The sequence below is a fragment of the Solirubrobacter phytolaccae genome (assembly GCF_027587195.1).
Classification (GTDB): domain Bacteria; phylum Actinomycetota; class Thermoleophilia; order Solirubrobacterales; family Solirubrobacteraceae; genus Solirubrobacter; species Solirubrobacter phytolaccae.
Genome location: NZ_JAPDDP010000006.1, coordinates 131,178 through 143,583, shown reverse-complemented (window position 1 = coordinate 143,583; position 12,406 = coordinate 131,178). Strand labels below are relative to the sequence as shown.

At 70.8% G+C, this 12,406-nt stretch carries 11 protein-coding genes and 1 tRNA gene; 7 read left to right on the top strand and 5 right to left on the bottom strand.

Features of this window, described 5'->3' with window-relative positions; all coding sequences use genetic code 11:
- Positions 1-33 precede the first annotated feature (33 nt).
- Both OJ997_RS05300 and OJ997_RS05295 read right to left on the bottom strand, forming a co-directional pair.
- Positions 34-1,419: an aspartate aminotransferase family protein gene (locus tag OJ997_RS05300; RefSeq protein WP_270024001.1), complete on the bottom strand. Its 1,386-nt coding sequence runs from the start codon at positions 1,417-1,419 to the stop codon at positions 34-36.
- A gap of 83 nt (positions 1,420-1,502) precedes the next feature.
- Positions 1,503-3,071, bottom strand: a complete 1,569-nt coding sequence (locus tag OJ997_RS05295) for a beta propeller repeat protein (protein ID WP_270024000.1) — start codon at positions 3,069-3,071, stop codon at positions 1,503-1,505.
- A 116-nt stretch (positions 3,072-3,187) separates the two neighbouring features.
- Here OJ997_RS05295 and purF point away from each other — a divergent pair, with 116 nt between their 5' ends.
- The 5 genes from purF to purH all read left to right on the top strand — a co-directional run bounded on the left by purF (position 3,188) and on the right by purH (position 10,575).
- Complete coding sequence (gene purF / locus OJ997_RS05290) at positions 3,188-4,621, top strand: amidophosphoribosyltransferase (RefSeq protein WP_270023999.1); 1,434 nt, start codon at positions 3,188-3,190, stop codon at positions 4,619-4,621.
- A gap of 43 nt (positions 4,622-4,664) precedes the next feature.
- Positions 4,665-6,377, top strand: coding sequence for an ABC transporter substrate-binding protein (locus OJ997_RS05285; protein WP_270023998.1), 1,713 nt, complete (start codon positions 4,665-4,667; stop codon positions 6,375-6,377).
- A gap of 78 nt (positions 6,378-6,455) precedes the next feature.
- Complete coding sequence (locus OJ997_RS05280; RefSeq protein ID WP_270023997.1) at positions 6,456-8,321, top strand: RecQ family ATP-dependent DNA helicase; 1,866 nt, start codon at positions 6,456-6,458, stop codon at positions 8,319-8,321.
- A gap of 22 nt (positions 8,322-8,343) precedes the next feature.
- A complete protein-coding gene (purN, locus tag OJ997_RS05275) occupies positions 8,344-8,964 on the top strand; it encodes a phosphoribosylglycinamide formyltransferase (RefSeq protein WP_270023996.1) in 621 nt (206 codons plus the stop codon).
- A 30-nt stretch (positions 8,965-8,994) separates the two neighbouring features.
- Positions 8,995-10,575 carry a bifunctional phosphoribosylaminoimidazolecarboxamide formyltransferase/IMP cyclohydrolase gene (gene purH, locus OJ997_RS05270; protein ID WP_270023995.1) on the top strand — a complete coding sequence of 527 codons (1,581 nt, stop codon included), beginning with the start codon at positions 8,995-8,997 and terminating at the stop codon, positions 10,573-10,575.
- 17 nt (positions 10,576-10,592) lie between these two features.
- Here the strand turns inward: purH and OJ997_RS05265 are convergent, their stop codons facing one another.
- Together OJ997_RS05265 and OJ997_RS05260 are read right to left on the bottom strand one after the other, a co-directional pair.
- Positions 10,593-10,787 (bottom strand): DUF3072 domain-containing protein, encoded by a 195-nt coding sequence (locus tag OJ997_RS05265; RefSeq protein ID WP_270023994.1) that lies wholly within the window; start codon positions 10,785-10,787, stop codon positions 10,593-10,595.
- Positions 10,784-11,233, bottom strand: coding sequence for a hypothetical protein (locus tag OJ997_RS05260; protein WP_270023993.1), 450 nt, complete (start codon positions 11,231-11,233; stop codon positions 10,784-10,786). Before OJ997_RS05260 ends, OJ997_RS05265 begins: the two co-directional genes overlap by 4 nt.
- A gap of 79 nt (positions 11,234-11,312) precedes the next feature.
- Between OJ997_RS05260 and OJ997_RS05255 the strand changes: the two genes are divergently transcribed.
- Positions 11,313-11,684 carry a hypothetical protein gene (locus OJ997_RS05255; protein ID WP_270023992.1) on the top strand — a complete coding sequence of 124 codons (372 nt, stop codon included), beginning with the start codon at positions 11,313-11,315 and terminating at the stop codon, positions 11,682-11,684.
- Here the strand turns inward: OJ997_RS05255 and OJ997_RS05250 are convergent.
- Entirely contained in the window at positions 11,669-12,292 is a 624-nt protein-coding gene (locus OJ997_RS05250; RefSeq protein ID WP_270023991.1) for a TetR/AcrR family transcriptional regulator, read from the bottom strand. The two genes, OJ997_RS05255 and OJ997_RS05250, sit on opposite strands and share 16 nt — an antisense overlap.
- A gap of 40 nt (positions 12,293-12,332) precedes the next feature.
- On the opposite strand from OJ997_RS05250, the gene OJ997_RS05245 reads away from it, so the two are divergent.
- A tRNA-Lys gene (locus OJ997_RS05245) sits at positions 12,333-12,404 on the top strand.
- Positions 12,405-12,406 lie beyond the last annotated feature (2 nt).

Here is a 12,406-nt window from a genome sequence, read left to right as displayed (position 1 = left end):
GGGGCCGGCGGCGCGAGCCGCCGGCCCCGACCGTCAAGCCATCAGGTCGTCGGCCATCGCCTCGAAGACCTGCACGTACGCGTCGACCGACGCGTCGTCGTGGGTCACCGAGAGCGTCCACTCCTCCTCGCGGCCGGGCGTCATGAAGATGCCGCGGTTCATGTTGTAGAGCCACGCGAGCTCGGACAGGTCCTTGTCCTGGTTGGCCTTGAACGTCTCGTAGTCGACGATCTTGTTGGCCGAGAACGTGACGCAGCCCTTGGAGCCGACGCCGACCGAGTAGCCCGGGAGGTTGTGCTTGCGGATGACGCCCTCGCAGCCGGCCAGGATGCGCTCGTTGAGCGAGTCCAGGTGTGCGTAGGCCTCGGGCGTGAGCACCTCGAGCAGGTTCGCCTTGGTGGCGGCCATGCCGAGCGGGTTCCCGTTGTAGGTGCCGACCTGGTAGACCGAGCCGTCCTCGACGGCGGCCATGGCCTCCTCGGTGCCGCCGATCGCGCCGATCGGCGTACCGCCGCCCAGCGCCTTGGCCAGCGTCACGAGGTCCGGCGTGATGCCGAAGCGCTCCGTCGCGCCGCCGGCGGCGATCGTCAGGCCCGTCTTGACCTCGTCGAAGATCAGGATGATCCCGTGGCGGCGCGTGATGTCGCGGACGGCCTCGAGGTAGCCGGGCTCCGGGAGCACGACGCCGAGGTTCATCATCGCCGGCTCCATGATCACGCAGGCGGGCTTGCGGCCCTCCTCCGTGAGGCGCTCGATGCGGCGCTCCATCGCGGCCGCGTCGTTGAACGGGACCGGGATCGTGAGGTCGACGACGGCCTGCGGGATGCCTGCGCCGTAGGGAAGGCTGGCCAGGTTCTCGTGGTCGCCGATCTGGTCGTACTCGACGCCGATCGAGACCATCACGCCGTCGTGGTGGCCGTGGTAGGAGCCGAAGATCTTCACGATCGTCTCGCGGCCGGTGGTGCCGCGGGCGATCCGGATCGCGTCCATCGTCGACTCGGAGCCCGAGTTCGTGAACCGCCACTTCGGCAGGCCCCAGCGGCGCGCGAGCTCGTCACCGACCGCGATCGCGTCCTCGGTCGGCGCCGCGAAGTGCGTGCCGGAGGCGTAGCGCTCCTGTAGCGCCTTGCCGATCGCCGGGTGCGCGTGGCCCTGGACCATCGAGCCGAAGCCGTTGTGGAAGTCCCACATCTCGTTGCCGTCGACGTCCCAGACCTTCGGGCCGGACCCGCGCTCGAGGTAGATCGGCCACGGGTCCCGCAGCTGGTACGACGACGCGACGCCGCCGGACAGGTGGACCTGCGCGCGCTTGTACGTCTCATCCGAGCGCTGCGTGCGCTCGTTGAGCTGCTTCTCCTCACGCTCGATCAGCTCGGAGATGCGCTGACGAGGGATCTGAACAGGTGCGTCGGTGGCCATGGATATCCCGTTCCTTAGAGCGGACGAGCCCCCGCACGTGGCCACGCGCGGGGGCGGAAATGTGTCCGCTGGAGCCTAGTGCTTCAGCGCTTGATCTTCGCCGTGAGGTTCTTCGTCACGGGCTTGATCGCGGCGTTGCCCTGGAAGCGCACCGTGATCGCGAGCTGCTTCGCGCTGCCGACCTTGCTCTTGCTGAGGCTCACCGTCTTGGTGAAGGAGCAGGACTTGCTGAGCTTCGCGTTGCGCGCCGTGAGCAGCTTCTTGCCCTTCTTGATCGTCATCTGGACGGTGCCGGTGCACGCGGTCTTGGTGGACACGCCGGCCGGGACCTTGATCTTGCCCTTGATGACGACCTTGACCTTGCCGCCGCTGACCTTCGCGCTGGCGCCGTTGCCCGCGCCGGTCAGGGTGAAGGTCGGGAGCGGGCGCTGGTCCAGCGGCTTCGTCGGCGTCTGGGTGCCCGGGGTGGTGATCGGCGTCGGCACCGGCGCCGCGGGCGGCAGCGGGAGGCTGTTCGCGGCGGTCGTGATCGCGAGCTTGCCGTTGTCGCCGGCGATCGCGCCGTCGGTCGCGCTGGCGAGGCCGACCGCGTTCCAGCGCTGCGTGGCGAGCGCGCCGGCCGCGTCGTTGTAGAAGAAGGTCACGCCGTCGGTCGAGTTGAGCACGAGGCCCGCGTCACCCGCGGCGAGGACGGTGCCGCCGGCGTAGTCGACGTCGGCCGGGCCGGACGAGGGGAACTCGCGGACGGCGTCGTTGCCGATCTCGAACCAGTCGCTGGTCTGCCAGCCGTCACGCGTGTAGGCGGTGGTCGAGCGACCGTACGGCGCCGCGTTGACCGACCACATGCGGCTCGGGTTGGTCGGGTCGCCCGCGATCACGCGCCCGCCGGAGCCCGCGTTGCCCGCGCCGCCGGCCTTCTTCGCGGCGTCCGAGGCGAGGTCGTTGGCGGTGAAGAACACCTCCGAGAACGACGAGGCGACGATGTAGCCGACGTCCGGCGTCGCGAAGAACGCGTCCGCGTAGCCCTCGCCGTAGGACGGCCGGACCTTGCACGTGTCGTCGGCCGTCTGGGGCGTGCCCTTGGTGTCGCGGTTCCCGTCGACCCACGTGCCCGGGCCGCCGACCTGCGTCGGGCCGCCGATGGGCTGCGACGTCGCGATCTGCGAGCCCTGGGCGAAGAGCCACGCCCGCGAGGCGCCGGCGAAGCGGATGGCGTTGACGTCGCCGAGCAGGTCGGAGCCGGTGCAGTCGGCGAACGAGCTCGAAGCCTTGGAGGCGACGATCCCGCCACTCGGGTTCCACGTGGCGCCCGCGTCCGTCGAGCGCCACACCTGTCCGCCGTTGCCCACGGCGAAGCCGATGTTGCCCGCCGTCTGGAACTCGATGTCGTTGAACGGGATGCCGCTCGGCGCCTTCACCTGGGAGAACGTCCCGTCGGCCTGGCGCTTGAAGATCGCGCCGGCCGCGGTGGTGAACCAGAAGCGCGTCGCGGACTGGTACTCGACGGCCGTGATGTTCTGGGTGGTCCCGGTGGGGACCTCGGTCCAGATCGCGGCGGAGGCGGGCGCGGCGGCGACGGCGGCGGGAATGCAGGCGCCGAGGAGGGCGACGACGGCCAGGCGAGCCTGGCGGAACGGCGAGGGGGTGCTCATACCGGACCGATCATTCCGGTAGGCCTAACGCCCGCACATCACTCTCAAGGGTGAAGTCGCCGACCCGGTTGCTAGCCTCGGAGGGCAAGGTCCTTCCCCCGGCGTCCGGACCCCAGTTGCTTCCTTCTGAATCTTTTCTCGATGACCGCGATGGTCCGCGTGATGAGTGCGGCGTCTTCGGCATCGTGGCCCCTGGCCGCGAAGTCTCCCGACTGACGTACTTCGCGCTCTACGCGCTCCAGCACCGCGGCCAGGAGTCGGCGGGCATCGCCACTTCGCAGGGCGGCCACATCATGGCCATGCGCGACCAGGGCCTCGTCAACCAGGTCTTCGACGAGTCCAAGCTGCGCGCGCTCCAGGGCGACATGGCGCTCGGCCACGTCCGCTACTCGACCACGGGCGCCAACTCGTGGGAGAACACCCAGCCCGTCTGGCGCAGCGACAAGCGCGAGGTCGCGCTCGCGCACAACGGCAACCTGGTCAACGTCGTCGAGCTGCACACGGAGCTGCGCCAGGCCGGCGTCACGTTCCGCTCGACGTCGGACTCCGAGATCATCGCCGCGCTGCTCTCTACGCACGAGGCGGAGACGATCGAGGACGCCGTCGTGGACGTCATCCAGCGCGTCGAGGGCGCCTACTCGACCGTCGTGATGACGAAGGACCGCGTCGTCGCCTTCCGCGACCCGCTCGGCCTGCGCCCGCTCTCGCTGGGCATGATCGGCGACTCCTACGCCGTCGCCTCGGAGTCCTGCGCCTTCGACATCATCGGCGCGAAGTTTCTGCGTGACGTGCAGCCCGGCGAGGTCGTCTCGATCACCCCGAAGGGCATCCAGACGCGCCAGGCCGTCGAGTCGCCGCGCGCCGCCCTGTGCGTCTTCGAGCACATCTACTTCGCTCGCCCGGACAGCCGTCTCGGCGGTCGCGTCATCCAGGTCTCCCGCGGCCGGATGGGCGAGATCCTCGCGCGTGAGTCGCCGGTCGAGGCCGACCTCGTGATCCCGGTGCCGGACTCCGGCGGTCCCGCCGCTCGCGGCTTCGCGCGCGCCTCCGGGCTCCCGCAGGACGACGGCCTGATCAAGAACCGCTACGTCGCCCGCACCTTCATCCAGCCCGGCCAGGAGCTGCGCAAGCACGGCCTGCGGCTGAAGTTCAACCCGCTGCCCGAGGTCGTCTCCGGCAAGCGCATCGTCGTCGTGGACGACTCGATCGTGCGCGGCAACACCACGCGCCAGATCGTCCAGATGCTCCGGGACGCAGGCGCCTCAGAGGTGCACATGCGCATCTCGGCGCCGCCGATCAAGCATCCGTGCCACTACGGCATCGACATGTCGACGCGCGAAGAGATGATCGCCCACAACCGCACGGAGGCCGAAGTGGCCGCCGAGCTGGGGGCCGATTCGCTCGCCTACCTGTCGCTGGAAGGCGTCTACGAGGCGATCGGCTCGGCGCGCGAAGTGCACTGCGACGCCTGCTTCTCGGGCGAGTACCCGCTGGTCGGCACGTCCGACAAGAACGCGTTCGAGAACGCGCTCCCGCTCGTGCGGAGCTGAATCACAATCAAGAAGGGGGCATGTCCGCCGATCGGTGGAATACATGCTCCATCTCAAGACCGTTGTTCCCGCCGCGCTGGCCGTGCTCCTGCTCGCCGGCTGTGGCGCTGATTCCTCCCGCGACGACGAGCAGGCCGCCCAGGCTCCAGTAGCCAAGCGGGGCGGCGTGCTGACCGTCCCGTGGTCGGGCGACGTCGACTCGATCGACCCCGGCATCACCTACTACTCCGGCGGCTACATGGTCGCCAACGTCACCCAGCGCACGCCGCTGGCCTACGAGCCCGGCAAGGTCGATCCGCGTCCGGACCTGGCGTCGGCCACCCCCGAGGTGTCCGAGGACGGCAAGACCGTCACGGTCAAGCTGCGCGAGGGCGTGCGCTTCTCGCCGCCGGTCAAGCGCGAGGTCACCTCCGCGGACCTCAAGTACGCGATCGAGCGCGGCTTCTTCAAGACCGTCAACAACCCGTACGCGGGCTCCTACTTCGGCGACCTCGTCGGCGCGAAGGTCGGCGCGGAGCCGGGGACGCAGGTCCCCGGCATCACCACGCCGGACGAGCACACCGTCGTGTTCAAGCTCAGCCGCGGGACGGGCGGCACGCTCGCCGCGGCGCTCGTGCTGCCGCTGGCCGCGCCGGTGCCGCGCGAGTACGCGCTCCCGCTCGACCGTGAGAAGGCGTCCGGTTACGGCGCCAAGCAGGTCGCGACCGGCCCGTACATGGTCGCCGAGTACAACCCCGGCACCACCATCACGCTCGTCCGCAACCCCTCGTGGGACGCGAAGACCGACTTCCGCCCGGCCTACCTCGACAAGATCGAGATGCCGCAGGGCAACGACGACGCCACGATCGCCGCGCGGCGCGTGCTCGACGGCCAGAGCATGGTCTCCGGCGACTGGCTGCTGCCGCCGGCGATGCTCAAGAAGGCCGCCGAGGACACCCCGGACCAGCTCGAGCTCGTCGACTCCGGCGGCGGCCGCTGGGCCGCGCTGAACACCAAGGTCGAGCCGTTCGACGACGTCAACGTGCGCAAGGCCGTCCTGGCCGCGTTCGACCGCAAGGGCGTGCTGCTCGCGCTGGGCGGCAAGCACGTCGGCACCGTCGCGACGCACTTCCTGCCGCCGGGCATGCCGGGCTTCGAGCAGGCGGGCGGCGAGTCGGGCACGGGCGTGGACTTCCTCGCGAACCCGTCGGGCGACAAGGCCGTGGCGGCGAAGTACCTGCAGGCCGCCGGCTACGCGTCCGGCCGCTACGAGGGCACCGAGGAGCTCCTGATGGTCGGCCCGCGCGACGGCAACGGCAAGGCCGTCTCCGAGCTGGCGAAGGCCGCCTTCGAGTCGATCGGCTTCAAGGTCAACCTGCGCCTGCTCTCGCAGCAGATCGTGATGACCAAGTACTGCACGGTGCCGGCCGCGGAGGTCGCGGTCTGCCCGAACATCGGCTGGACCCGCGACTTCGCCGACGGCCAGACCTACCTGGACGCGACGTTCAACGGCAAGGCGATCCAGCCCGCCGGCAACGTCAACGCCTCCCAGCTCGACGATCCGGCCGTCAACGCCGCGATCGAGGACGCCAAGGTCGAGACCGACCCGGCCGTGCGCGCGCAGAAGTGGGGCGACGTCGACCGGGCGATCACGGCGCTCGCGCCGGCCGTCCCGCTCACCTGGGACCGCGTGCCGATGGCGCACTCGGCGAACGTGAACGCGGTCGCGAACGCGTCGCTCGGCGTCTGGGACTTCGCCTTCACGTCGCTTCGTTAGGAGTCACGCGCAGTCTGCAACAAAACTGCGCAAAAGGCGGGGGAGCGTCCGGATCGGTGGCTAATGTCGCCGATCCGGATGTCTCTCGCCTGGCTTGAAGATCCGCCACCGCCGCCCCAGCTCGGGTTCGATCTGGGGGAGGCCGACGGGCGCGTGCCGGCGGTACCCGTGCTGGCGTCCGGGGACGTCGACTCGGCGCTGCGGGACGCCTTCGGGTTCGCGAGCTTCCGGCCCGGGCAGCGGGAGGCGGTGGTCGCCGCCCGCGAAGGGCGGGACGTGCTGGTGGTGATGCCCACCGGCTCGGGCAAGTCGCTCTGCTACCAGCTGCCGGCGCTGCTGCGGTCGGACCTGACGCTCGTCGTCTCGCCCCTGGTCTCGCTGATGCAGGACCAGGTGGAGGCGCTGGAGGCCGTGGCTCCAGGGCGCGTGGCCTTGGTCAACGGCCAGCAGGACGCGGCGGCGAACCGGCGCGCGCTGGACGGCGCGATCTCCGGCCGCGTGCGGGTCTTGTACGTCGCGCCCGAGCGGTTCTCCTCGCCCGGCTTCCTCGAGCGGTTGCGGGAGGCGCGCATCGGCCTGTTCGTGGTCGACGAGGCGCACTGCGTGTCCCAGTGGGGGCACGACTTCCGGCCGGACTACTTCCGCCTCGCGGACGCGGCGCGCTGGCTCGGCGCCGAGGCGATCATCGCCTCCACCGCGACCGCGACGCCCGAGGTGGCGCGAGACATCGTGGTGCGGCTCGGGCTCCGCGAGCCGGTGCACGTCGCGACGGGGTTCGATCGGCCGAACCTGTCGTTCGCGGTCGTGCCGTGCCCGCGCAAGGAGGCCGTGGGCGAGCGGATCGCGGCGGTCTTGGGCGAGCCGGGCGCGCTGCCGGCGATCGTCTATGCGGGTACGCGGGCGGAGTGCGAGCGGCTGTCGGAGCGGCTCGGGTACGAGCTGGGCGTGGAGGTGGTCGCCTACCACGCCGGGCTGCCGCGGGATGTGCGGGCGGACGTGCAGCGGCGCTTCATGGACGGCTCGGCACCGGTCGTGGTCGCCACCAACGCGTTCGGCATGGGTGTGGACAAAGCCGACGTGCGCACGGTCTGCCACGAGTCGGTGCCGTCGTCGATCGAGGCCTACTACCAGGAGGCGGGCCGCGCGGGGCGGGACGGGCGGCCGGCGCGCGCGCTGCTGTTCTCCACGGAGCGCGACAAGGGCCTGCACGTGTTCTTCATCGAGCGCGCGGAGATCGAGGAAGACCAGCTGAAGTTCGTCGCGCGCACGATCGTGCGGTCGGCGGAGGGGTCGCCGCCGCGCTTCAACCTGCACATGAACGACCTCGCGCAGGCGGAGGGCGAGGAGGAGGCGGTGCGGGCGATCGTCGGCTACATGGCGCGCGCGGGCGTGCTGGCGCCGGCGCCTTCGGGGCCGGATCGCGTCGCGGGCCGTCTGGTCGGGGTGTGGGACCGCAACACGCTGGCGGCGTGCCGCGCGGCCACCCAGGAGGGCACACGCCAGCGCTGGCGCCAGTACCGTGCGGTGTGGGCGTGGGTCGAGGGCGAGGGTTGCCGGCGCGCGGGCATCCTGCGCCACTTCGGCGACCGGGCGGCGCTCGTGTCGGAAGGGCCGTGCTGCGACGTCTGCGACCCCGCGCTCGTCCCCGCGGTGCCGGAGCGGGCGGCGCGGCAGTCGACGCTCACGCCCGCGGCCGACCTGGAGAGCGCGATCCTGCAGGTCGTCGCTGTCGCCCAGCCAGGCATGGGGCGCAACCGCTGCGTCGAGGTGCTGCGCGGCGCGCGCACGAAGGCCGTCGAGAAGCACTCCTACGACGGGCTCCCGTACTACGGCGCCTACCGGGAGCGGCGGGCCGGCGACGTGCTCGCCACGATCGACGGGCTGGTGGAGACGGGGCGCCTGCGCCTGGGAGAAGGCCGCTACCCGAAGCTCGCGGTCGTGTGAACGTCCCATACTGATCGGCTCAATGACCGACCGCTTCCGCGTCGGGGTCCTCGCGTCGGGCACCGGCTCCAACCTCCAGGCCATCCTCGACCGCGTGCACGGCCGCGCTGCCGACGTCGTCGCGGTCGGCTCGGACAAGCCTGGCGCGCAGGCGCTGGCGCGCGCCGAGGCGCTCGGCATCGCGACCGCGACCTTCCCGGGCGCGGAGTACGCCGACCGCGAGGCGCGGGACACGGCGATGGCCGCGTGGCTGCTCGAGCAGGGCGTCCAGCTCGTCGTGCTCGCGGGCTACATGCAGCTCGTGTCGGCCGCGTTCCTCGGCCGGTTCCCGCAGCGCGTGATCAACGTGCATCCCGCGCTGCTGCCCGCGTTCCCGGGCATTCGCGCGGTCGAGCAGGCGCTCGAGTACGGCGTCAAGGTCTTCGGCGTCACCGTCCACTTCGTCGACGCCGGCGTGGACACCGGCCCTGTCATCCTGCAACGCGCGCTCGAACTACCGGAAGTCAGAGAAGCGGACGAGGTCCGCGCCCGTCTGCGCCCGGTCGAGCACGACCTGCTGACGTCCGCGGTCGCGTTGATCGCCCGCGGGGCCGTCCGCCCCGACCCCGTACACCCCCGCTTCGTCTCAGTAGAGGTTCAATGAATGGCTGCTCCAGGTAACGTCCGCGGTCCCATGGAGGCCATCGTTCAGCCGGGTGAGGTCCGTGTCCAGCGCGCGCTGATCTCGGTCTCCGACAAGACGGGTGTGGTCGAGTTCGCGCGCGGGCTCGCGGCGCTCGGCATCGAGCTCATCTCGACCGGCGGCACCGCCACCGCCCTGCGCGAGGCCGGGCTCGAAGTCCGTGGCATCACGGACTTCACCGGCTTCCCGGAGATCATGGACGGCCGCGTCAAGACGCTGCATCCGAAGCTCTACGCCGGCCTGCTGGCGCTGCGCGACAACGAGCAGCACCTGGCGACGGCGGCCGAGCAGGAGATCGAGTTCGTCGATCTCGTGTGCGTGAACCTGTACCCGTTCGAGGCCACGGCGCGCCGGCGCGGCGCCGCCGACCACGAGGTGATCGAGAACATCGACATCGGTGGCCCGACGATGATCCGCGCCGCGGCGAAGAACTTCGCGTTCTCCGCGGTCGTCGTGAACCCGGCGTCCTACGACGCGGTGCTGCAGGAGCTCACGGACGCGCAGGGCAAGCTATCGCTGGGCACGCGCGAGTCGCTGGCCGCCGAGGCGTTCTCCTACACCGCACGCTACGACAGCGCGATCTCCCGCTGGTTCGTCGAGAAGCAGGCCGACGACTTCGCGCCGCTGATGATGACCGCCTACGAGAAGGTGACCGACCTCTCGTACGGCGAGAACCCGCACCAGCGCGCCGCCTACTACGCCGACTCGGGCGCGCGCATGCACGTGCTCTCGATGGTGCGCCAGCTCGGCGGCAAGGAGCTGTCGTTCAACAACGTGCTGGACCTGAACTCCGCGCGGCTGTTGATGGAGGAGTTCGAGCTGCCGGCGTGCGTGATCATCAAGCACAACACCCCGTGCGGTGTGGCGGTCGGCGGCTCGGTCGTCGAGGCCTACCACGCGGCGTTCGCGTGCGACCCCCTGTCGGCCTTCGGCGGCGTGATCGCGGTCAACAAGCCGGTCGACAAGCAGTTCGCCGAGGCGCTCCTGAAGCAGTTCTGCGAGGTCATCCTCGCGCCGCACTTCACGGAGGAGGCGCTCGAGCTGCTCGCCACCAAGCCGAACATGCGCATCCTCGAGGACGGCGAGCGCCGCCGCCAGAACATCGCCGAGCGCGACTACAAGCGCGTCATGGGCGGCCTGCTCGTGCAGGACCGCGACATGGGCCTGGAGGACCGCACGGAGATGCAGGTCGTGACGGCCCGCAAGCCGAGTGAGGCCGAGTGGGGCGAGATGCTCTTCGCCTGGAAGGTCTGCAAGCACGTGCGCTCGAACGCGATCGTGCTCTCCAACGACCTGGCTTCGGTCGGCATCGGCGCCGGCCAGATGTCGCGCGTGGACTCCGTGCGCCTGGCGATCGAGAAGGCCGGCATCGCGGGCTCCGCGCTCCACGGCGCCGCGATGGCCTCAGACGCGTTCTTCCCGTTCCCGGACGGCCCGCAGCTGGGCATCGACGCCGGCATCACGGCGATCATCCAGCCGGGCGGCTCCAAGCGCGACCACGAAGTCGTCGAGGCCGCCGACGCGGCGGGCATCTCGATGGTCTTCACGCACCGCCGCCACTTCAAGCACTGATCCCGGCTCGGCGCGGGCTACTGCCCGCGCCCGGTCTTGCCCTGCAGCGCGTCGATCCGCTTCGAGGCGTCGGCCTTCGTCATCTTCTCGTCGAAGGCCTCGCCCGCCTCGTCGCTGAGCGTCTTCAGGTAGGAGGCCTGGGCGCCGGTCATCGGCTCGTCGCCGGTGACCCACTCGTTCGGGTCCTTCTCGGTGTTCGTCATCTCGCTCATAGGGCGGGGCTACCCGGCGTCACCGGCACTCGAACATACGTTCTATCGAGGGAGAGTGCCGCGTCCGGGCGGTAGCTGCCGGGACGGACGCCGTCGCCGTAGCTGAGCTCCGGTGAGGCACGGAAGAACGCGACGACCTCGTCGGCTTCCACGAAGACCCAGAGCGGGGCCGGGTCGCAGCAGTGGTACCCGAGCTGCTCGGCACGCTTCCAGTCGAAGCCGAGCGTCTGCCGGATCTCGTCGGCGGTGTCGTGACCGCTCAGGACCACGAATCGGTCGAACGACGCGTCGGTGAGCGCCGCCGGTGTGAGCGAGCGGCCCTGCTGCGCCAGCGTCTCCGCGCGCGCCAGCGCTTCCTCTCCGGCCGTGACGTCCCCGCCTCCGGGCCAGAGCGCCGTGCCGACGACCGCGAGTGCGAGCACGATGAGGACAATGCGCAGGATCACAGGCCTGTGATAGCCATGCGCGGCCCGCTCGTCCAGTCCTGAGCGGACGCACGGACGAGCGCTGGGTAGCGTCATAGGCATGGACGCTTCCACCGTCGCTCGTCTGATCGCTGTCGGCCGCCTTGGGCTTGGCGCCGGCCTGACCGTCGTCCCCGGCGTGTTCGGACGCGTCTGGCTCGGCGCGGACGGCACCACCACGGCCGCCAAGGTGCTCGGCGCGGGGTTTGGCGCGCGGGACGTGGCGATCGGCGGCGGGCTGTGGCACGCGCTGGAGAACGGCGCTGACGCACGTCCGTGGCTCTTGGCGGGCGCGGCGGGGGACGCGGCGGATCTGCTGGCGACGCTGGCCGCGCGGCGCTCACTGCCGCTGCTCGGCCGTACCGGGGTCGTCGCGTTCGCCGCGAGCGGCGCCGCGCTCAGCGTGTGGGCCGCGCGTCAGCTCGCGCCGTAGAGGACGCGCGTCCAGATCGTCGTCAGCGTGTCGGCGACGGTCTCGCGGTGCGTGCGGGGCTCGTGGCCCATCGAGCGGTTCAGGTAGCGCTCCATCATCCACACGAGGGCCCGCGCGGTCTCCTTCGGGTCCAGCGGGAGCACCCGCCCGGCCTCGATCTCCTTCTCGATGTGGCGGGCGGTGACGTCCACGAACTCGTGCACGAGCCCGGTGTACACGCGCTCGACCTCGCGGTCGTCCGTCGCCGCGTCCGCGAGGGCGCGCAGGACCGCGCCGTGCTGCGCGTAGACCTCGACGAAGCCTTCCATCGCCTCGCGCGCCTGGGCGGGCCCGTCGCCAGAGCCGGCGTACCAGCGCTGGGACATCGTCCGCAGCTCGGCGCCGACGTGCTCGACGACACGGAGCATCAGATGATGCCGGTCGCGGAAGTAGACGTAGAACGACGGGCGGGACAGATCCGTCCGCCGCATCACCTCGTCCACGGTCAGCTCACGGAACGACCGCTCGCGCAGCAGCGCCTCTGCCGCAGCCACGATCTCCGCCTCGGCGACCTCAGGCGTCCGCCGACGGCGGCGGCCGCCCGTCTCCTCCACTTGACCTGCGCTCACCTCGGTCAAGCCTACTCGCGCGATACAGTCGCACGCGCCAGCCGCCGTAGCTCAGTGGTAGAGCAGCGGACTTTTAATCCGTTGTGCGTTGGTTCGAATCCAACCGGCGGCACT